The sequence below is a fragment of the Muriventricola aceti genome (assembly GCF_025567565.1).
Classification (GTDB): domain Bacteria; phylum Bacillota; class Clostridia; order Oscillospirales; family Oscillospiraceae; genus Lawsonibacter; species Lawsonibacter aceti.
Window position 1 is genome coordinate 1 of the sequence record NZ_JAOQKF010000013.1, and the last position, 20036, is coordinate 20036.

A 20036-nucleotide genomic window follows, 5' to 3' on the forward strand; every position below is an offset into this window, starting at 1 on the left:
GGCCGCCCCACAGGGGCGGCCGCCTTATTATATTTGTAGCATCCTGCGGTGGGTCAGCTATTTGGCAGCCTTTTTTTCTCCATGAAAGCGGCGATCCGCTGTCCTTTTGCCAGCCGCGCCTCGTCACAGGACAGAGCGATGATAGAATGGAGAATGGAGATGGCGGTCAACTCGCAGGTCCTGGCAGCAGCCAGATCGCTGAAGTAGTCGCTGCGGAAAAGGCTTGTCCGGATCTCAATGTCCAAATACTGTGAGATGGGAGAATTGGAGGAACCGACGATGCCGATGGTCTTGATCCCGCAGGCATGGGCCAGTTGGGCATTTTGGACCATGTTGGCTGTACGGCCAGAGTTGACGATTAGGAGCAGTACATCTGTCTGCTTCATAGACCCGATCTCCATGGCTTGAAAGAGGGGATCTGATACATAGCGGCATTGGATCGCCAGCTTTAGAAAGATGTCGTAAGCAGCTCTACAAATGGTGCCAGAGCCCCCCTCGCCAACGATAACCAGTTGTTCTGCCCTGAGAATCTCCTGGGCCGCGCAGGCCAGGGCCTGATCATCCAGACTTTCCATCAAATGGTCTGCCACCATTTTGGTAAAGCTGATGACCTTCTGCTTGATCTGATGGACATTATCCCCTCGGTCCAGGTCCATGATGATGTTTTCACCGTTGGCATAGCGATAGGCCATGCTCATTTTCAAATCAACAAGACCGGAAAACCCCAGCTTCCGGCAGAAACGGACCACCGTTGCAGAGCTCGTCCCGGTGACCTCTCCCAGCTCGGCAGCCGTGGTGGAGGCAACACAGGTCGGATGCGCTAGGATATAGTCGGCGATCAGGCGGTCAGATTTGGAGAAGGTCCGCGATTGATACATAGCTTTGATGCGCTGGATATAAAGCAAGGATTCTTCCATGAATAAAACTCCTGTTATCCGGCTTATTTCTATCAAGACATGGTCAGTATAGTGAAATTATACTGCTTTTCGATGTAAAGTCAAGGATGACAGCCTCATATCGGTCCATTGTCCCCAGAGAGGCGGCGGCAACCTACAAATTTCTTTGTGCATTATAAATGAAATATTATTTCAATATTTTTAAAATATAATGATTGAAATTTCATAATTTAAATGATATGATACTCATGAGCTGAAGGGAACCGGGGGAGAGATTCCCTGTGTAACCGCTCCATGGGCTCGGACTGTGGAGTATCAAAAAAGCTGAACAGGAGGAAATCATCATGGATTTTGAAGGTAAGGTCGCCATTGTTACCGGCTCCGGCTCTCCACACGGGATTGGCCGGGAGATCACCCGCGCTCTGACCGAGAAGGGTTGTAACGTCGTGGTCGCTGATATGAATCTGGAGGGTGCCCAGAAGAACGCCGACGACCTGAAGACGGAATTTGGCTGTGATTCTATGGCCGTCAGCGTCAACGTTACCGATGCTGACTCTGTTACCGCTATGTTTGAGGCTGTGTTTGCCAAGTACGGCCGTATCGATGTGCTATGCAACAACGCCGGTATCACCCAGCCCGTCGCCATCGCTGATATGACCAAGGATGACTTTATTCGCATTATGAACGTTAACCTGGTGGGTACCTTCCTGTGCTCCAAGCTAGTCGTGCCCTACATGGTCAAAAACAGCTATGGCCGTATTGTCAATACTTCCTCCGTTTCCGCCAAGTGCGGCGGCGGTGTGTACGGCGGCGCTCACTACTGCGCTGCGAAGGCTGGCATCATAGCCTTTGCCCGTGCCCAAGCCATGGAACTGTGCAAGCGGTACAAGGATATGATCACCGTCAACTGTGTGTGTCCCGGTCTGATTGCCACTGATATCCGTGCTGAACTCTCTGATGAGGCGGAGAAGGAGTCCCGCGCCAAGCAGGCTATGGGCCGCGCCGGCACTGCCCGTGAGGTGGCTAATACCATTGTGTGGCTGGCTTCTGACGAGGCCTCCTATATTTCTGGTGAGGATGTCAACATCAACGGCGCCTCCTACTTTGGTTGAGCCTTGGAACAGTTACATAAAAACAGCGGACCCGACAAACGTCGGGTCCGCTGTTTTTTCATGCTGTGGGGAAGTGAAATGGTTTAGGATTCCTCTTGCCAGCCCTTGCAGATATCGATCCACTCCAGACTGCCGGAATATTCCTCCAACTCCGGGCAGGTCAGCTCAATGGCGGAGTTGGAGCTGCCGGCGGCAGGGAAGATGCTCTGAAACCGGCGGAGAGAAATATCCAGATAAGTTTTCACCCCCGGAGGGTTGGCGAAGGGGCAGACGCCGCCGACCGTGTGTCCGGTGAGCTGGGACACCTGCTCCGGAGTCAGCATTTTGGCCTTGGTATGGAAGAAAGCCTTGAATTTGCTGTTGTCGATTTTTGCGTCTCCAGCGGTGACCACCAGAATACACGCCCCGTCCACCAGGAAAGAGAGCGTCTTGGCGATCCGGGCAGGGATAACACCGACCGCCTGTGCGGCCAGTTCCACTGTCGCGCTGGATACCGGGAACTCCAGGATATCCTGTTCCCGGCCCAGTGGACGGAAGTAGGCTTTGACCTTCTCGATAGACATGGACTCAGCCCTCCAGCTTCCGGGCGGCCTTATCCAGAAAACGCCGGTCCGTGATAATGAACCGCTCATGGGTGCCCTTCCCAATGGGCCCTCTCTCATCGTAGGCGGTTACCTGAAAAAGGATGCGCTTGCCGTCCACTTCAGTGACCTCGCTTTCAGCCCACACCTTCAGACCTAAGGGCGTGGCGGAGTCATGGGAGACGTCCAGCTTAGTTCCTACGGTACTCTCCCCCTCCTCTAGTCCGGGGGCCACGGCGGTCCAAGATGCCTGTTCCATCAAAGCACACATCCACGGGGTGGCGAAGACAGGCAGCGTGCCGGAGCCGGCCGCCTGAGCTGTGTTGCTTTCACAGACAAGGGCCTCTGCACTGCCTTTCATTCCAATCGTGACAGACATGAAAACGTCCTCCTTTGTATAAATCAATGCCTATTATACAGCAGAGGAGGAAAAAAATCCAGTCCCCGATGAAAGCTCTTCCCGGATGTGGTACAGGGAATTGAGGACTACCCAGTTCTGCGGGAAGGGCCGCATCAGGTTCCAATACCCCACTCCATAGAGACCGTATTCCTGAGTCAGGGCGAGCTTGGCCTTGATGCTCCTGGCGTCCTCGAACCAGACCTCGTGTTCCTGCCCACTTCCATCCACATACCGGAACCAGGGGGACTGAGCCTCCTGATCATAGCGGATGGCGGCGTAATGGCGGATCGCCAGTTGGACTGCCTCCTGGTTAGAAATGGAGGGCGCGCGCCGCCCCTGCTGATAGGGGAGCAGCCAATCGTAGCCGTAGTTGGGGATACCCAAAAAGATCTGTTCTGCTTTCATCTCCGTTAGCGCGTATTCTATCACCTGACGTACGTTTCGGATAGGCGCTATGGCCATAGGAGGTCCATAAGAGTAGCCCCACTCATAGGTCATCAGCAGAACATAGTCCGCCGCCTGGGCCAGCAGGCGGTAATCATGACCCTCGTAGAGAGAACCGGGCTGATTCCGTGAGGTCTTGGCTGTGAGGGCCACTAGGACAGGGATGTTGTGCGGAGATAGGGCTTCACGGAGGCGGCTGATGAACTGGGCATAAGCCTGAGCGTCTTGGGCGGCCACATTTTCAAAGTCCACATCCAGTCCCTGATAGCCAAGGCTGTGCAAAGTTCCCAGTATTTCATGGATTAGCCTAGTCTGGACCTGCTGGTCTGTGAGGGCAATGTGGGCCAGATCCTGGGAAAAAGCTCCCTCAGTGTCATCAAGGTTGGAGAGATGAAAGACAGGCCGAACTCCCATATACTGGGCAGCATCGATCATATACTGGTCGTCTAGCTGGATGAGCGCCCCTTGGTTTGTAAATCGATAGGTAAAGGGCGTCAAATCGGAGAGGAAGGGGAGCGTGCGCTGGAGCAGTCCACGGTCGATATGGGGATAGGCGTATCCGTTGACAGATAAGGTTCCCTCCCTCGTCTGACGGTAGGAGAGAATCAAGACCTGACCGGGGAAGATCCGGTCCCCGCCGCCCAGCGCCGGGTTATCGCGCAGCAACTGGCGCACAGTAGTCTGGTGCGCGGCAGCGATGGAAAAAAGAGTATCGCCCGCCTGGACCGTGTAGGTCTGTTCCGGGTATTGGATTACGATGGCCTGCCCTACGACCAGGCGGTCCGGCTCCGGCAGCTGATTATCAAGGATTAGCTGTGACATGGGCACGCCATGCTGGAGGGCGATGGAATAGAGAGTATCTCCGGACTTGACTACATGGATATCCATAGGAAAGCCTCCTTTCTAAGGAAAAAGCTAATTCAGTGTTACAAAATCGTCCTTTGCGTAACCGATAGAACCCTGATAGTTGACCAAATACCAGCCATCCCACTGATTGATGATGGTGATGGGAGCTCCGTCCGGCGCTTGGGCGATCACAGGGGCCTGGGTAGTGGGACGGGAGCGGATATTCAAGTAACCATAAGTGACATCTACTACGCCGGGATGGCGGTTTTCTGATTCAAAAAAGGGAATCTGGAAATATTCAGTGAGGGAGAGAACAATATTGCGGGCGATGGCGCCCAGGTTGTCGATGATCCAGTTTGCGTCCTCCAGGTTGTCATGGAATGCCAGCTCAATGAAAACAGAGGGAGCCCGGACCCGGCGCACCTCACCAATGGAGGTGGTGGGAACTGTCTGCACCAGATTAGGGACCGGATAGATCGCTTTCAAACCATCAGCCACGATTTGTGCCGCCTTTTCTCCCTGGACACTGCCGGGATAGTAGAAGATTAGGGAGCCCCGTGCGGTGCCATACTGTCCTTCCGGCGCGGCATTGGAGTGAAGAGCCAGGTGCAGGTCAAAATTTCCGGCATTAGAGGCGGCAATGGACGAGGCGGCGGTCATATCAGGGGTATTGCGGACATACCGGATACCTGAGGCATCCAGATAGGGTACCATCAGGTCAGCCAGTTGGTTCATGTACTGCTCTTCCGTGCCGCCAGTGACAAAGTAATTCCACTCCTGGGTGGAGGGGGAGAGATAGATAATGGGCATAGAGATACCTCCGTTTTTTCTCCATTCTATGAAAAACGGGAGTATCTGGTGCGTCAGAGTCCTTGACCACTTGCCAAGAGCAAAAAAATCCAATATAATAACGGCAGACCACTTGGCGAGAAAGCGGTATGACCGCTGCGACGGAGGGAAACAAGATATGGAACTGGATAGAAACTATTTTGAGGAGATGGAGGCTAAAATCCCCAAAGGGAAGGTACGCACCCGATTTGCCCCCTCTCCCACAGGATATATGCATGTGGGTAATCTGCGAACAGCCCTTTATACCTGGCTGATTGCCCGGAACGCCGGCGGAACCTTCATCCTGCGTATTGAGGACACCGATCAGGGCCGCTTGGTGGATGGAGCCACCGAGGTCATTTATAAGACTCTGGCCGAGTGCGGGCTGGATCATGACGAGGGCCCGGATGTGGGTGGCCCTGTGGCTCCCTATATCCAGTCAGAGCGAAGGGATACCTACGGAAAATATGCAAGGCTACTGGTGGAGCGGGGGCACGCTTACTACTGCTTCTGCGAGAAGTGCGAGTCGGAGGAGGACTCCGGTGATTTTGACCGGTCCGATGACCCCTGCCGCTCCTTGAGCAAAGAGGAGGCGGAGGCCCGTGTGGCCGCCGGGCAGCCCTATGTCATCCGGCAGAAGATCCCTCATGGTGGGAGCACCACCTTCCACGATGCCATCTTTGGCGATATCACAGTAGAGAACGACACGCTGGACGACCAGGTGCTCATCAAGAGGGATGGGATGCCCACCTACAACTTCGCCAATGTCATCGACGACCACCTAATGGGCATTACTCATGTGGTCCGTGGGAGCGAGTACCTGTCCTCCGCCCCAAAATATGACCTGTTGTACCGGGGCTTTGGCTGGGACATTCCCACCTATGTCCACTGCTCGCCTGTCATGCGGGACGCCCAGAACAAGATGTCTAAGCGCCACGGAGACCCCTCCTATGAGGATCTGAAGGCCCAGGGGTTCCTGACCGGGGCCATTTTGAACTATGTGGCCCTGTTAGGCTGGTCGCCCAGAGGAGAACTGGCCGAGCAGGAAGTATTCTCCCTGGAAGAGCTGGCACGGGCCTTTGATCTTGGGGGGATGTCCAAGTCCCCGGCCATCTTCGATATAGAGAAGCTGACCCATTTCAACGCCCTGTATATCAGGGCCATGTCCCCCGAAGCATTTGCTCGGGCGGCGGAGCCCTATATCCGCCAGGGGGTGAAGAACCCGGATATCTCGGCAGAAGCCGTGGCGGCCCTGCTTCAGGCCAGATGCGAGAAACTGATAGACATTCCCGAAAAGGTGGACTTCTTTGATGCTCTGCCAGAGTATGATGTGGCGCTGTTTACCAACAAGAAATCAAAAACCGATCCCGGTGTCTGCCGGAATATGCTCCACGCGGCTATCCCCATGCTTGAGGCTATCCCTGTATGGAACCAGGAGATGATCCACGACAGCCTGGTCGGTCTGGCGGAGGGGCTGCAGGTCAAGAACGCCACCTTGATGTGGCCCATTCGCATCGCCGCCGCCGGCAAGGCGGTGACACCTGGAGGAGCGGTAGAGATCTGCCAGATCCTCGGTCGGGAGGAAACGATTCGCCGGCTGAAGCTGGGGCTGGAGAAGTTGAGCTGAACAAGGCAGAAGTGGGAGCCCCCTCTGAAACGTTCCCTAATGGGCCGACGTAACAGTGTTCAATCTACCCCAGGAAACAGAGACGCCCGCCCATCTGACGAAAGTAGATGGACGGGCGTTGACATATAAGAATTATAAGCTTTTCTATCCCAGTGCGATGTCTAAGATCATCATTATGACAAAGCCAAACATCACGCTCATCGTGCCGGTATTGGAGTGCTCTCCCAAATGCGCCTCCGGGATGAGCTCCTCTGTGACTACATACATCATGGTGCCGGCGGCGAAGGAGAGCAGCCAGGGCATAAAGGGGGTGATGGTTCCCGCGGCCAAAACCACTGAAATGCCAAAAATAGGTTCTACCACTCCGGAAAGAGCGCCATACAGAAAGGCTCGGCCGGTGCTGATCCCCTCCTGACGAAGGGGGAGGGAGATAGCGGCGCCCTCCGGAAAATTCTGAAGGCCAATGCCCACCGCCAACGCCATGGCGGCAGACAGGCTTCCGCCGTCACTCTGGGCGGCCAGGGCGAAGGAAAGGCCTACCGCCATTCCCTCTGGGATGTTGTGGAGGGTGACCGCCAGCACCATCAGGGTGGTCCGCCGCCAGGAGGAAGGGAGACCCTCTGGAGCGTCTGACTCCGGATGTAGGTGGGGTAGAAGGGAGTCTAGTCCCCACAGGAACAGCACCCCCAGAATAAAGCCTCCTGCTGCTGGGAGCCACCCAACCCCGCCAGCGGCCTCCGCCTCCTCGATAGCGGGCAGGAGCAGGCTGAATACTGAGGCGGCCACCATTACCCCGGCCGCGAAGCCCAAAAACATCCGCTGAAGGGTGGGGGTAGTCTTACCTCGGACAAATAGAACAGTGGCGGAGCCAAGAACCGTGGACAGACAGGTAATTCCGGTGCCAAAGGCCGCCCATAGGACAGGATGATACATATAACGCTCCTTTACTCTCTGCGATACAGGTGGATGTCAAATCCAATCTGTGTGTCAATCTGGCTTAGTGAGCTCAACCGTTCTATGCCCTCACGGGGTGTTTTCCAGGCATAGGGAGTCATGCGGAACAGTGCCATAATATCCTCAGGGCGATCCAAGTGGAGACCATAGCGAACCTGTTCCGCCCCAACCCAATCAAAGCCTGGATAGTCTTCCCGCTTTACAGGATTTTCATAGGGGACGGGGTATAGGATCTCTTTCATTTCCCAAAGATGACGGGCTGAGGGGACCACGTAGCAGAATAGTCCACCAGGCCGAAGCACCCGAGCAAACTCCTCCGCCGCCAACGGGGAGAAGATATTTGTTACTAGGTCTACGCTCCGGGCGGCAAGGGGAAGCCGGTAGACTGAAGCTACGGCGAACTCCCCCTGGGGAATCCGCTTGGCCGCACGGCGCAGGGCGAATTTGGAGATATCGATGCCGGCTGTTCTGGGCTGCCGCCCGGAGTGAGTAAGGGCATTGTGCAGTCCGGCGGTATAATAGCCCTCGCCGCAGCCGCTGTCCAGCAGGACAGGGGAGGAGGCGGTCACCTGGTCTAGCACGGCGGCGCACAGGGCAGACAGCAGCGGGGCATAGTGCCCGCGCTCCAAAAAGGCCGCACGAGCGGCCACCATCTCTTTGTCGTCACCGGGATTCTTGGAGTGCTTGCGGTTGGCGGGCAAGAGATGAGTATAGCCGGCCGACGCCACATCGAAGCTGTGTCCGGAAGAGCAGTGGTATCGTCCCTCGCTTCGCTCCAAGTTTCCTAAGCAGAGAGGACAGCAAAACAGACTTTCCATGGTGTCACCTCAAGCTTTATTATGGGGCGCGACAAAGAAAAAGGCAAGGAATTTTTATAGCAGAGCAGGAGACCGGGCTGCAAGCGTGATTAGGGGCCGCCATGAACAAAAAGATATTTTCAAAAACTTTGTCTTTCCCTCTATGCAAATGGAAAGAATTATATTAAAATAGAAAAAATGAAACACGAGGAGTGGTTCCTATGGAGCAGCCCAAATATAAAAGAGTCCTGCTGAAAATCAGCGGTGAGGCCCTGGCTGGCGAAGCTTCCCGCGGACTGGATTTTCATGTGATTGGCAGTGTCTGTGATGTAGTGAAGAAGTGTGTGGAGCTTGGTGTCCAGGTAGGCGTGGTCGTCGGCGGCGGAAACTTCTGGCGCGGAGTAAAAGACGGCGGCGACCAGATGGAGCGGGTCCGCGCTGATCATATGGGTATGCTGGCTACGACCATCAACGCCTTGGCGGTCGCAGATGTGCTGGAGCAAAAGGGGGTGCCAGTTCGGGTCCAAACGGCAATCGAGATGCGGTCCGTGGCAGAGCCCTATATCCGATCCCGTGCCATCCGCCATCTGGAGAAGGGCAGAGTGGTCATCTTCGGCTGCGGCACTGGAAATCCCTTCTTTTCTACCGATACTGCGGCGGTCCTTCGTGCCGCGGAGATCGACGCCGATGTCATCCTGCTGGCCAAGAATATCGACGGCGTCTATTCCGCAGACCCCAAGGTGGACCCCAGTGCGGTCAAGTATGACGCCATCACCTATGACGATGTGCTAGCCCAGCATCTGAAGGTGATGGACTCCACTGCTACATCTCTGTCTATGGACAATAAGATCCCTGTTTTGCTCTTTGCACTCAAGGACCCGGAGAATATCCTCCGAGTAGTTATGGGGGAGAAGATCGGTACTATTGTGGGCGGATGAGCCCTGAACAGAGAAATGGAACAAGGAAAGGAAGTTAAGACCATGAGTCCAGAGAATAAGGTATACGATGATAAGATGCTCAAAACCATCGAGGTAGTCAAGTCCAATTTTGCCTCTGTCCGGGCGGGCCGCGCCAATGCCGGCGTGCTGGATCGGATTATGGTAGAGTACTATGGAACGCCCACGCCGCTGAATCAGGTGGCTGCCGTGTCCTCTCCCGATCCCCGGACCCTGGTGATCCAGCCTTGGGATGCCACCCTGCTTAGGGCGATTGAAAAGGCAATTCAGACCTCTGACCTGGGCATTAACCCCCAGAATGACGGGCGTGTGATTCGATTAGCTTTTCCCCAGCTCACGGAGGAGCGCCGTAAAGAACTGGGTAAACAGGTCCGCAAGTACGGCGAGGAGGGCAAGGTGGCCGTCCGTAATATTCGCCGGGACGCCATGGAAGATTTCAAAAAGATGAAGAAGAACGGCGAGCTCACCGAGGACGACCAGAAATCCATGGAGAAGGAGCTGCAGGACCTGACAGATAAGCGATGCAAGGATATCGATGACCTGACAGCCAAAAAGGAAGCCGAACTGATGGCAGTTTAATGAACTGAAAATGCACAATGCAGAATGCGGAATGATTTTTTCTTCTGCATTCTGCATTTGTGCGGATAGGATATCAATTTATGGATTTTTTCAGATCAAAAGCGGATAGAGCGCCAGCGGTGGACCTGAAGCGGTTGCCCCGGCATATCGCGATTATCATGGACGGAAATGGTCGCTGGGCAAAAAAACGAGGAATGCCGCGTACAGCCGGCCACGCCGCCGGCGCAGAGAATTTCCGTACCATAGCCACCTACTGCAAGGAGATTGGACTGGAATACCTTACAGTTTATGCCTTTTCTACGGAGAATTGGAAGCGGCCTCCGGATGAGGTATCTGCCATCATGGGCCTGTTGAAGAAATATCTTTTGGAGGCCATCGGGCAGATGGAGCGGGATAGAGTAAAAATGGAATTTTTTGGAGATCTTTCCCCTCTGACCCCTGAGCTTCGACAGCTGTGTGAGCGGACAAGAGAGATATCCCGCCACTACGAGGGCTGCCAGGTCAATATCTGCCTGAATTACGGGGGGCGAGACGAGCTGCTTAGGGGGGCCATGGACTATGCCAAAGATTGCCTGGAGGGAAAGGCGGACCCGAACCATCTGACACAAGAGCAGTTTGGACGATACCTTTTTTCCAGAGGAGTCCCGGACCCGGATCTGGTCATCCGCCCCAGTGGGGAGCTGAGGCTGTCCAATTTTCTCCTGTGGCAGTCTGCCTATTCGGAGTTTTACTTCACTGATGTACTCTGGCCTGACTTTTCTAAGGTTGAGCTCCACAAGGCTATTGCGGCGTATCAGAATAGAGATCGTCGGTTTGGAGGTGTGTGATTTGCTGAAACGTATTTGTGTCGGGGTGGTACTGGCCCCCTTTTTTCTAAGCGTGCTATTCTTCCTGCCGCCAATCTATTTGGTCGTGATGCTGGCCTTTATTTTGGCCCTTGCCTCTTTTGAACTGCTGCGGGCGACACAGGTAGCTCACCATAATGGACTGTATATTTTTACTGCCATCGCTGCGGCTATGATTCCCTTTGGATGCTGGCGGTGGGGCTATGGTGGTTGGTATATCCGGGCGGTTTCTCTCGCATTGATGGCTGTGGCCTTTTTCTTTGCTGTCCGCCAGTACGGCACAGAGCGAGAGATCAAATTCAGTGAGATTGTTGTCTGCCTCTTTGGGGGCATCGCTGTTCCCCTGTTTCTGTCCTCACTGATACCCCTCAAAATGATGGAGAACGGCAGATTTTTAGTGCTGCTGCCTGTGCTCTGCGCCTTTACTACCGACATCGGAGCCTATTTTGCGGGCGTATTTCTTGGGAAACACCGGGGTGTCACCAAGGTCAGCCCTAATAAATCTGTGGAAGGCTATATTGGAGGACTGCTGACCGGAGGTCTGTTCCTCCTGGGTTACGGCCTGCTTCTGCGGCAATTCGCAGGCTTGTCTGTGGAACTTCACATCATGGCGCTCTATGGGATACTGGGAAGCGCTATTACTGAGTTGGGTGACCTGTCTTTTTCTTTGGTAAAGCGGCAGTTCGGCATCAAGGATTATGGGACTCTGCTTCCAGGACATGGAGGGATGCTGGACCGATTTGACTCTATGATTTTCGCCGCACCCATGCTGTTGATTTTAGTGGAACTGATTCCGGCCTTCTAATTTCCTCTCTTTTAGAAAAGAGGTAAAGAAAATTTTGGTCGGGCGAACTTCGTGTGCTTGGCGTTGTAAGGAGGATAAACTTGGAATTTGCCGGTTTGCCCTTGTTTGTTTGGCTGGCAATCTTCGTTGCCATATTCTCTGGAGCTGCCGTGTGCTATAAGACCCCGGCACAGAAGAAACAGTGGGACCCGCACACAGTGATTGCCTCCCTTCTGACCGGGATTGTTGTGTGCCTTGCCGTTTTGATTTTGAGGGTATTTTAATATGAGTAAACGAATCACAATCTTAGGCTCCACAGGCTCCATCGGGCGGCAGTCTCTGGAGGTGATTTCCGCCTGCGGTATGGAGGCGGTGGCGCTTACAGCCAATTCCAGTGTGAAACTGCTGGAGGAGCAGGCGCGCCGATACCGGCCTGAGCTTGCTGTTCTGATGGACGAGAGAGCGGCCGGCGATCTGCGGGTCAAACTTGCCGATACGAACGTCAGGGTGTTAGGTGGTATGGAGGGCATTCTGGAGGCAGCTTCCCTTTCCAGCGCTGACACTGTCATTACCGCTGTGGTGGGAATGATCGGTCTGCGTCCCACCCTGACCGCGATTCGGGAGGGGAAGCGGATCGCTCTGGCCAACAAAGAAACGCTGGTATGTGCCGGCCAGCTTGTACTGGAGGAGGCTCGGGACTATGGGGCCCAGATCATACCTGTGGATTCAGAGCACTCCGCCCTTTTCCAATGCCTGGAGGGCAACAGGGACAGGGGAGAGGTCAAACGGCTGATCCTCACCTGCTCCGGCGGACCTTTCTATGGCAAAAAAAGGGCTGAATTACAGGGGATGACTAGGAAAGACGCTTTACAGCATCCAAACTGGTCAATGGGGGCGAAGATCACTGTGGATTCGGCCACCCTGATGAATAAAGGGCTGGAATTTATTGAGGCTATGCACCTATATCGGATGCCACCGGAGAAAATTTCTGTCCTGATCCACCGGGAGAGTATTATCCACTCGCTGGTGGAATACTGTGATAATGCCATGATTGCCCAGCTTGGTGCGCCAGATATGCGTCTGCCCATCCAATATGCCCTGACATGGCCTAAGCGGACGCCCGGTCCGGCTGTCCCACTGGACCTGTGGAACTGTGGGTCAATGACTTTCGGGACACCGGATACAGATACTTTCCGGTGCCTAAAGCTGGCGATGGAGGCAGCCGAAACAGGGGGGACAGCCGGCGCCATCCTCAACGGCGCTAACGAGGAGGCGGTGTCCCAGTTCCTAGCCGGGAAGATCGGATTCCTGGAGATCGCTGAGAAGGTGGCCTTGGCCATGGAGCGGGTACCAGTAGTTCGGGAGCCTGGGTTAGACGACGTCCTGGAGGCTGACCGGGCAGCGCGAGAGGCCATTGATTGATTTTACCTTTTTTGGAGGTTCTATGCTCTATATCATCGTCGCAATTCTCATTTTCGGCATCCTGATCGCCACCCATGAATTGGGCCATTTCGCCACGGCAAAGCTGCTGGGGGTAAAGGTCAACGAGTTTTCTGTGGGGATGGGCCCAGCTATCTGGAAAAAGCAGCGAGGCGACACCCTTTACAGCGTCCGTATCCTTCCCATTGGCGGATACTGTGCCATGGAGGGGGAGGACGATGACTCCGCTGATCCACGGGCCTTTGGAAAGGCCGCAAGCTGGAAGAAAATGGTTATTCTGTGCGCCGGTGCCGCGATGAATTTTCTCACTGGACTGCTTCTGATCTTGATTCTCTATGTTCCACAGCAGGCTGTCCTTGTGGAAACCTACGGAGGTTCTACCCCCGGCTATGGAACTGAAGAATGCGGGCTCCTGCCAGGGGATCGGTTTCTGTCTATTGACGGTCACCGAATCCTGGTTTACGGCAATGCCCAGATGTATCTGGAGCGGGCGGGGGATACGCTAGACATCGTAGTGGAGCGCGACGGGCAGACGGTGCGACTGGACGGTCTCTATCTGCCCCGTCAGGAGCGTACCGACGAGGAAGGAGTGACCACAAACCGCCGCGGAATCCTGGTGGCTTCGGAGGCTGCGCCACTGTCCGGATTTGGAAAGGTGCAATACGCTTGGAATATGTCCCTGGACTTTGTCCGCCTGGTGTGGATCAGTCTGGGGGACCTGATTTCAGGATCTGTGGGAGTCCGCGACCTGTCCGGACCTGTCGGCATCGTGGATACCATGACGGAAGTGGGGAGCTCGGCTACGTCTGCCTATGCGGCCTTTTACAGCCTGACCTATTTTGCGGCCCTCATCGCGGTCAATCTCGCGGTCATGAATCTTCTGCCGCTGCCAGCGTTGGACGGCGGGAGAGTGTTTTTCCTGTTGCTTAACATCGTGCTTTATAGACTGTTCCGAAAGAGAATAGATCCCAGGTACGAGGGATACGTCCACATGGCCGGTCTGGCTGCGCTGATGTGCCTGATGCTGGTGGTCACCCTAAGTGATGTGGGTAAGCTGTTCGGAAGATAAGAAGTGTCCGGAAAGGGAGGATTTGTGACATGACCAGACAGATCCATGTAGGAGGCGTACCTGTAGGCGGCGGGGCGCCGGTTTCCATCCAGTCTATGACCAATACCCGTACAGATGATGTGGATGCCACTCTCTCCCAGATACGGGCTCTGGCTACCGCCGGGTGCGATATCGTCCGGGTGGCTGTCCCTGACCAGGCGGCGGCCCATGCGGTAGGAAAAATCAAGGAGCGCAGTCCGCTGCCTGTGGTGGTGGATATCCACTTTGATTATAGGCTGGCTCTGGAAGCCATTGCGGCCGGCGCCGACAAGGTCCGGATCAATCCCGGAAATATCGGGAGTGAGGACCGTGTAAAGGCGGTGGCCGATGCCTGCCGCCAGAGGAACATCCCGATCCGCATCGGGGTAAACGGCGGCTCGCTGGAGAAGGATATTCTGGCCAAATACGGCAAGGTGTGCCCAGAGGCGATGGTGGAATCTGCCTTCGGCCATATTCGGTTGCTGAACCGATTTGACTTTGATGATATCTGCGTGTCCCTGAAGTCCTCCAGTGTCCCCACTACTATGAAAGCCTATCAGCTTATGAGTCTGAAAAGTGATTACCCTTTACATATTGGAGTAACTGAGGCGGGCACGGTCCGTATGGGCACTCTAAAGTCGGCCATTGGAATAGGTGGGCTGCTGGCTTTGGGCATCGGTGATACGATGCGGGTGTCCCTGTCCGCCGACCCGGTACAGGAGGTCATGGCCGCACGGGATATCCTGAAGGCGGCAGGCATCCGAAGAGAGGGAGCGGAACTGGTTTCCTGCCCCACCTGCGGTCGTACTCGTATCGATTTGATCTCCCTGGCTGGGGAGGTGGAGGAGCGTCTGAAGGCGGTGGATAAGCCGATCACCGTAGCGGTCATGGGCTGCGTAGTCAACGGTCCTGGGGAAGCCTCAGCCGCCGACTGTGGAATTGCGGGAGGACAGGGGGAAGGCCTGCTCTTCAAAAAGGGGCAGATCGTCAAAAAGGTCCCACAGGATCAGTTGGTGGACGAGCTGTTTGCACTGATCGATACACTATAAAAACAGATGGACTGGGCGCGGTGAGGGCGTTCCAGGTAAGAAGCGCAAGGAGAATCGAGCACCAATGTCCCAGAAGATACCTTTTTTAGAGATGTTTGCCGCCCTGCGCCAGTGGACCGAGCTGTCCAACGGCGTGGAGGGCTGGCTGATCGTATCCGCCGCCATCGACAAAGGCAGCCGAAGCGCTAAAATATTGGTGGAGAGAGCGGAAGGCGCGGGGCCGAACCTAATAGTCCAGGCGGAGGAGGCGGTGTGCAGAGCCTATGGCCTGGGCAGTGTGAAAATCGAGGCGGCAGCTCCGGCAGACAACTCCGTATCCCAAACTGGAGCCCAGAGAAGCGGGTCCGGTTTGGAGAAAAGGAGCGGCGAAGTAAGTGAGCTTTTGCCAACAGCCGGAAGCGAAGGATGCGAACCCCGCGGCGACGAGGATCCCTTCGCACGCACCGAGGCCATTCGGCAGGCAGCCTTGAAGCGGGCCGGCGTAAAGCCCTCAGGCCCTTCTGCTCCTAAGGGGGAGAAGAAGAGCACCGGCAAAGCGATCTTCGGCAAGACTATCACCAAAGCTCCCACCCCTATGGGGGACCTGGAGCTGGACATGGGTACAGTGGTGGTGGAAGGCGATGTCTTTGCTGTGGATAACCGGGAGCTGAAAAAGCGGGGAGCCTGGGTAGTCGCCTTTGATATGACCGACTATACCGGCTCTATCCGCGTCAATAAATTTTTTCCAGGCGATGAGGGAAAACCGCTGGTGGATGGGATCAAAAAGGGGCTGCATGTCAAGGTCCAGGGCCGGCTGAACATGGACCGGTTTTATGGTGATATGGTGCTGGAACCTGTGGCCGTTACCGCTGTGGAAAAGAAAATGAAGGAGGATACAGCACCGGAGAAGCGGGTGGAGCTCCACCTGCATACTACCATGTCCTCCATGGATGCGCTGACCTCTGTGGGACCAAAGCTGGGGCCAGACAAAAATGTGGTAAAACGGGCTGAGGCCTGGGGACATCCTGCCATCGCTATCACCGACCACGGTGTGGCCCACTCTTTCCCAGACGCCTGGCATTCGGCCAAAAAGATCAAGCTGCTCTATGGCGTAGAGGCCTATTTTGTCAACGACGTGGACGACCGGGTGGCCATCCATGGGACACCGGACCAGGGATTTGAGGAAGAGATCGTATGCTTTGACCTGGAAACCACCGGATTTCATAAAAAATATGAGGTCATTATTGAGATTGGCGCCGTGGTGCTGAAGAACGGCGAGATCACCGATACCTTCAATACCTTTGTTTCACCAGGCCGTATCCTGTCTGCCGACATTATCAATCTGACCGGAATCACGGATGAAATGCTGGTAGGAGCCCCATCCCAGGAGGAGGCACTTCGTGCCTTTTTGGAGTTTGCCGGTGACCGTCCTCTGGCTGCACACAACGCCGAGTTCGACATGGGCTTTCTCGCGGAGGGGTGTCAGCGATATGGCATCCCCTTTCACAATCCCTCCGTTGACAGCCTGATCCTGGCCCAGAATCTGTTGCCGGAGCTGAACAAGCACAAGCTGAATATTGTGGCGGAGCATCTGCGTCTCCCGGCCTTTAACCATCATCGGGCCAGCGATGACGCAGCCACGGTGGCCTATATGCTGCCCCACTTTTTTGAAATGCTGGAGGAAGCCGGCCTTGATAACCTTAACCAGATCAACGGCTACATGCCCAAGCTGCGCAAGGGCGGCAGAGCCAAGCGCCAGCCAAAGCACCTGATTGTTCTAGCTAAGAATCAGACCGGCCTTCGCAATCTATACAAGCTGATCTCCCTGTCCTACTTAGAGCACTTTAAGCGAGTCCCTATCATACCCAAATCTCTTATCGAGGAGAATCGGGAGGGGCTTATCATCGGTTCGGCCTGCGAGGCGGGAGAGCTGTTCCGGGCCGTGGTGGACGGGAAGAGCTGGGAAGAGCTGAAGCGTATTGCCTCCTGGTATGACTATCTGGAGATACAGCCGATCTGCAACAATATGTTCATGCTTCGTAAGGGGATGGTCCGCACCGAGGAGGAGCTGCGGGACTTCAACCGTACCATCGTCAAGCTGGGGGAGGAGCTGGGGAAACCAGTCTGCGCCACCGGCGACGTCCACTTCTTGGACCCAGAGGACGAGATATATCGGCACATCCTGTTGGCCTCTAAGGGGTTTGAGGATGCCGACGAGGCCCTGCCAATCTATTTCAAGACTACGGACGAGATGCTGAAGGAGTTTTCCTATCTTGGAAAGGAGAAGGCGCATCAGGTGGTGGTGGAAAACACCAATCTGATCGCCAACTGGTGTGACCCCATTGAACCGCTCCCAAAGGGGCTGTTCGCCCCCAAGCTTGAGGACTCTGATGGAGAGCTGACCCGTCTGGTCTGGGGGAAGGCCCATGAGCTCTATGGAGAGGAGCCGCCCCAGATTGTGGTGGACCGGATCAACGCCGAGCTGGGAGACATTATTCGGTGTAAGTATGACGTCATCTATATGTCCGCCCAAAAGTTGGTTCAAAACTCCTTGGAGCATGGCTATCTGGTAGGCTCACGGGGATCGGTGGGCTCCTCTCTGGTCGCCTTCATGTCCGGTATTACCGAGGTCAACTCCCTGCCAGCCCACTACCGCTGCCCCAAGTGCAAGCATTCTGACTTTGATTATGCCCAGGATCCCGCTCACCTCTATGGCTGCGGAGTGGACATGCCGGACGCTGTCTGTCCCGTTTGCGGGACAAAATATGTCAAGGACGGCTTCAACATCCCCTTCGAGACCTTCCTGGGGTTCGGCGGCGACAAGGTCCCAGATATCGACCTGAATTTCTCCGGCGAGTACCAGTCCAGCGCCCACAAGTATACCTTTGAGCTCTTTGGTCAGACCCATGTGTTCCGGGCGGGCACCATCGGGACCGTTGCGGAGAAGACCGCTTTTGGTTATGTAAAAAAATATTTTGAGGAAAAAGGAAAGAGTGTTTCAAAGGCGGAAGAGAACCGGCTGGCCATCGGCTGCACCGGCGTCAAACGCACCACCGGACAGCATCCGGGCGGAATGGTGGTCATTCCCCAGGATAAGGAGATCTATGACTTCTGTCCCGTCCAGCATCCTGCGGACGACCCGAACAGTGACATCATCACGACTCACTTTGAATACCACTCCATGGAGTCCAACCTGCTCAAGCTGGATATGCTTGGACACGATGACCCGACGATGGTGCGTATGCTGGAGGATCTGACGGGGGTGAATGCCAGGGAGATCCCGCTGGATGATCCAGACACCATGTCACTGTTTACCTCATCCAAGGTCCTTGGGTTTGAGAACGACAAGGTATTGGGGCCCACTGGCGCCGTAGCCGTTCCGGAGTTCAACACCAGATTTACTCGTGGGGTGCTGGAGGAAACGCAACCTACCCAATTTGATATGCTGCTTCGGATCTCCGGTTTTACCCACGGTACGGATGTATGGCTGGGCAATGCCAGGGATATTATCATGAGCGGTACGGGCGGCGTGTCGGAGTGCGTAGGCTGTCGTGATGACATTATGCTGTTCCTTATCTCCAAGGGGATGCCGCCCAAGCGCTCGTTCAAGATCATGGAGTCGGTCCGAAAGGGCCGGGGCCTGCCCGAAGGAGCGGAGGAGGAGATGCGGGCGGCGGGCGTCCCTGACTGGTACATCAACTCCTGTAAAAAGATCGCTTACCTCTTTCCGAAGGCTCACGCAGTAGCCTATGTGATGATGGCGTTTCGCATCGCCTGGTTTAAGGTCCACCGCCCTTTGGCTTTCTACGCGGCCTTCTTCTCCATCCGGGCCAAGGCTTTTGACGAGAAGTTTATGTGCCGGGGCATGGATGTGTGCCAAAAGAAGATGAGAGAGATTATCGCCAAGGATAAGGAGGCCACAGCGGTGGAGCAGGATATGCTTATTACCCTGGAGGTCTGTTATGAATTCTATCTCCGGGGCTTCCATTTCGAGCGGCTGGACCTGTATAAATCCCAGGCCATCCATTTCGCTATGGATGAGGAAAAGGGAACTCTGATTCCTCCATTTGTGTCTGTGGCTGGACTGGGGGAAACAGCGGCCATCTCTCTGGCGGAGCAGGCCAGGGACCGGCATTTTATCTCCATTGAAGAGGTGACAGCGGCCTGCCCCAAAGTGTCCAAGACACACATTGAGATGCTGAAGGAGGCCGGAGCCTTCGGAGATATGCCGGAAACCAGCCAAATAGATTTGTTTTCTCTATTTGGTTAGAGCATTTGACTGGCCGATCTTCTTTTCCAGGGAAGGGGAAGAAAGGGACTTGTAAAAGTTTACCTGCTGTGATAGGATACATCTGCCTCATAAGGGGTAATCATGCAAAGAAAGGGTCATTTTTATGTTGGATAAAAAAGTTGCGGAACTCATCAATGACCAGATCAATAAGGAGTTTTACTCCGCTTATCTGTATCTGGACTTCTCTGTGTACTATGAGGAGGTGGGGCTGGACGGCTTCGCCAACTGGTATATGATCCAGGCCCAGGAAGAGAGAGACCACGCCGTACTGATGCTGCAGTACCTGCAGAATAATGGTGAGAAGGTCACCCTGGAGGCTATTGCCAAGCCTGACAAGGAGTTGAAGGACAAATTGCAGGTGCTGGAACTGGGGCTTGAGCATGAGAGATATGTTACCAGCCTGATCCACACGATTTATGAGGCTGCCTATTCCGCCAAGGATTTCCGGACCATGCAGTTCCTGGATTGGTTTGTTAAGGAGCAAGGCGAAGAAGAAAAGACAGCTGAGGATATGATCAAGAAGATGAGGCTCTTTGGCGAC

19 protein-coding genes are annotated in these 20036 nt (G+C 55.0%); 12 read left to right on the forward strand and 7 right to left on the reverse strand.

The window, feature by feature from the left end; translation table 11 throughout:
- Window positions 1-53: 53 nt before the first annotated feature.
- Window positions 54-917: a MurR/RpiR family transcriptional regulator gene (locus tag OCV64_RS13205; protein WP_147571714.1), complete on the reverse strand. Its 864-nt coding sequence runs from the start codon at window positions 915-917 to the stop codon at window positions 54-56.
- 323 nt (window positions 918-1240) lie between these two features.
- On the opposite strand from OCV64_RS13205, the gene OCV64_RS13210 reads away from it, so the two are divergent.
- Window positions 1241-2008 (forward strand): SDR family NAD(P)-dependent oxidoreductase, encoded by a 768-nt coding sequence (locus OCV64_RS13210; RefSeq protein WP_147571715.1) that lies wholly within the window; start codon window positions 1241-1243, stop codon window positions 2006-2008.
- A gap of 83 nt (window positions 2009-2091) precedes the next feature.
- Here the strand turns inward: OCV64_RS13210 and OCV64_RS13215 are convergent, their stop codons facing one another.
- Genes OCV64_RS13215 through OCV64_RS13230 form a run of 4 tightly spaced genes read right to left on the reverse strand, consistent with a single transcriptional unit; the run spans window position 2092 to window position 5089 of the window.
- Entirely contained in the window at window positions 2092-2571 is a 480-nt protein-coding gene (locus OCV64_RS13215) for a YbaK/EbsC family protein (RefSeq protein WP_240287729.1), read from the reverse strand.
- A 4-nt stretch (window positions 2572-2575) separates the two neighbouring features.
- Window positions 2576-2968 (reverse strand): thioesterase family protein, encoded by a 393-nt coding sequence (locus tag OCV64_RS13220; RefSeq protein WP_147571717.1) that lies wholly within the window; start codon window positions 2966-2968, stop codon window positions 2576-2578.
- A 33-nt stretch (window positions 2969-3001) separates the two neighbouring features.
- Window positions 3002-4321, reverse strand: a complete 1320-nt coding sequence (locus OCV64_RS13225) for a LysM peptidoglycan-binding domain-containing protein (RefSeq protein WP_262670291.1) — start codon at window positions 4319-4321, stop codon at window positions 3002-3004.
- A 27-nt stretch (window positions 4322-4348) separates the two neighbouring features.
- Complete coding sequence (locus tag OCV64_RS13230; RefSeq protein WP_147571719.1) at window positions 4349-5089, reverse strand: SH3 domain-containing protein; 741 nt, start codon at window positions 5087-5089, stop codon at window positions 4349-4351.
- 157 nt (window positions 5090-5246) lie between these two features.
- Between OCV64_RS13230 and gltX the strand changes: the two genes are divergently transcribed.
- Window positions 5247-6734 (forward strand): glutamate--tRNA ligase, encoded by a 1488-nt coding sequence (gltX, locus tag OCV64_RS13235; protein ID WP_240287725.1) that lies wholly within the window; start codon window positions 5247-5249, stop codon window positions 6732-6734.
- A gap of 144 nt (window positions 6735-6878) precedes the next feature.
- Here the strand turns inward: gltX and OCV64_RS13240 are convergent, their stop codons facing one another.
- A complete protein-coding gene (locus OCV64_RS13240; RefSeq protein ID WP_262670292.1) occupies window positions 6879-7667 on the reverse strand; it encodes a ZIP family metal transporter in 789 nt (262 codons plus the stop codon).
- An 11-nt stretch (window positions 7668-7678) separates the two neighbouring features.
- Window positions 7679-8506 (reverse strand): putative RNA methyltransferase, encoded by an 828-nt coding sequence (locus tag OCV64_RS13245; protein ID WP_147571722.1) that lies wholly within the window; start codon window positions 8504-8506, stop codon window positions 7679-7681.
- A gap of 200 nt (window positions 8507-8706) precedes the next feature.
- Here OCV64_RS13245 and pyrH point away from each other — a divergent pair, with 200 nt between their 5' ends.
- The 10 genes from pyrH to OCV64_RS13295 all read left to right on the forward strand — a co-directional run.
- Window positions 8707-9423, forward strand: coding sequence for a UMP kinase (gene pyrH, locus OCV64_RS13250; protein WP_147571723.1), 717 nt, complete (start codon window positions 8707-8709; stop codon window positions 9421-9423).
- A gap of 42 nt (window positions 9424-9465) precedes the next feature.
- Complete coding sequence (frr, locus tag OCV64_RS13255) at window positions 9466-10020, forward strand: ribosome recycling factor (RefSeq protein ID WP_147572011.1); 555 nt, start codon at window positions 9466-9468, stop codon at window positions 10018-10020.
- Window positions 10021-10100: 80 nt separating this feature from the next.
- Window positions 10101-10847 (forward strand): isoprenyl transferase, encoded by a 747-nt coding sequence (locus OCV64_RS13260; protein ID WP_262670293.1) that lies wholly within the window; start codon window positions 10101-10103, stop codon window positions 10845-10847.
- Between the two features lies 1 nt (window position 10848).
- On the forward strand, window positions 10849-11670 hold the full coding sequence (locus OCV64_RS13265) for a phosphatidate cytidylyltransferase (RefSeq protein WP_262670294.1): 822 nt from the start codon (window positions 10849-10851) through the stop codon (window positions 11668-11670).
- Window positions 11671-11750: 80 nt separating this feature from the next.
- Window positions 11751-11933: a hypothetical protein gene (locus OCV64_RS13270; RefSeq protein WP_262670295.1), complete on the forward strand. Its 183-nt coding sequence runs from the start codon at window positions 11751-11753 to the stop codon at window positions 11931-11933.
- 1 nt (window position 11934) lies between these two features.
- Window positions 11935-13071 carry a 1-deoxy-D-xylulose-5-phosphate reductoisomerase gene (locus tag OCV64_RS13275; RefSeq protein ID WP_262670296.1) on the forward strand — a complete coding sequence of 379 codons (1137 nt, stop codon included), beginning with the start codon at window positions 11935-11937 and terminating at the stop codon, window positions 13069-13071.
- 22 nt (window positions 13072-13093) lie between these two features.
- Window positions 13094-14158, forward strand: coding sequence for a M50 family metallopeptidase (locus OCV64_RS13280; protein ID WP_262670297.1), 1065 nt, complete (start codon window positions 13094-13096; stop codon window positions 14156-14158).
- A gap of 29 nt (window positions 14159-14187) precedes the next feature.
- Window positions 14188-15225, forward strand: coding sequence for a flavodoxin-dependent (E)-4-hydroxy-3-methylbut-2-enyl-diphosphate synthase (ispG, locus tag OCV64_RS13285; RefSeq protein ID WP_147571729.1), 1038 nt, complete (start codon window positions 14188-14190; stop codon window positions 15223-15225).
- A gap of 64 nt (window positions 15226-15289) precedes the next feature.
- Window positions 15290-19474 (forward strand): PolC-type DNA polymerase III, encoded by a 4185-nt coding sequence (locus OCV64_RS13290; protein WP_262670298.1) that lies wholly within the window; start codon window positions 15290-15292, stop codon window positions 19472-19474.
- A 124-nt stretch (window positions 19475-19598) separates the two neighbouring features.
- Window positions 19599-20036, forward strand: a 438-nt coding sequence (locus tag OCV64_RS13295) for a ferritin (RefSeq protein ID WP_262670299.1), incomplete at its 3' end; no start/stop codon positions are given.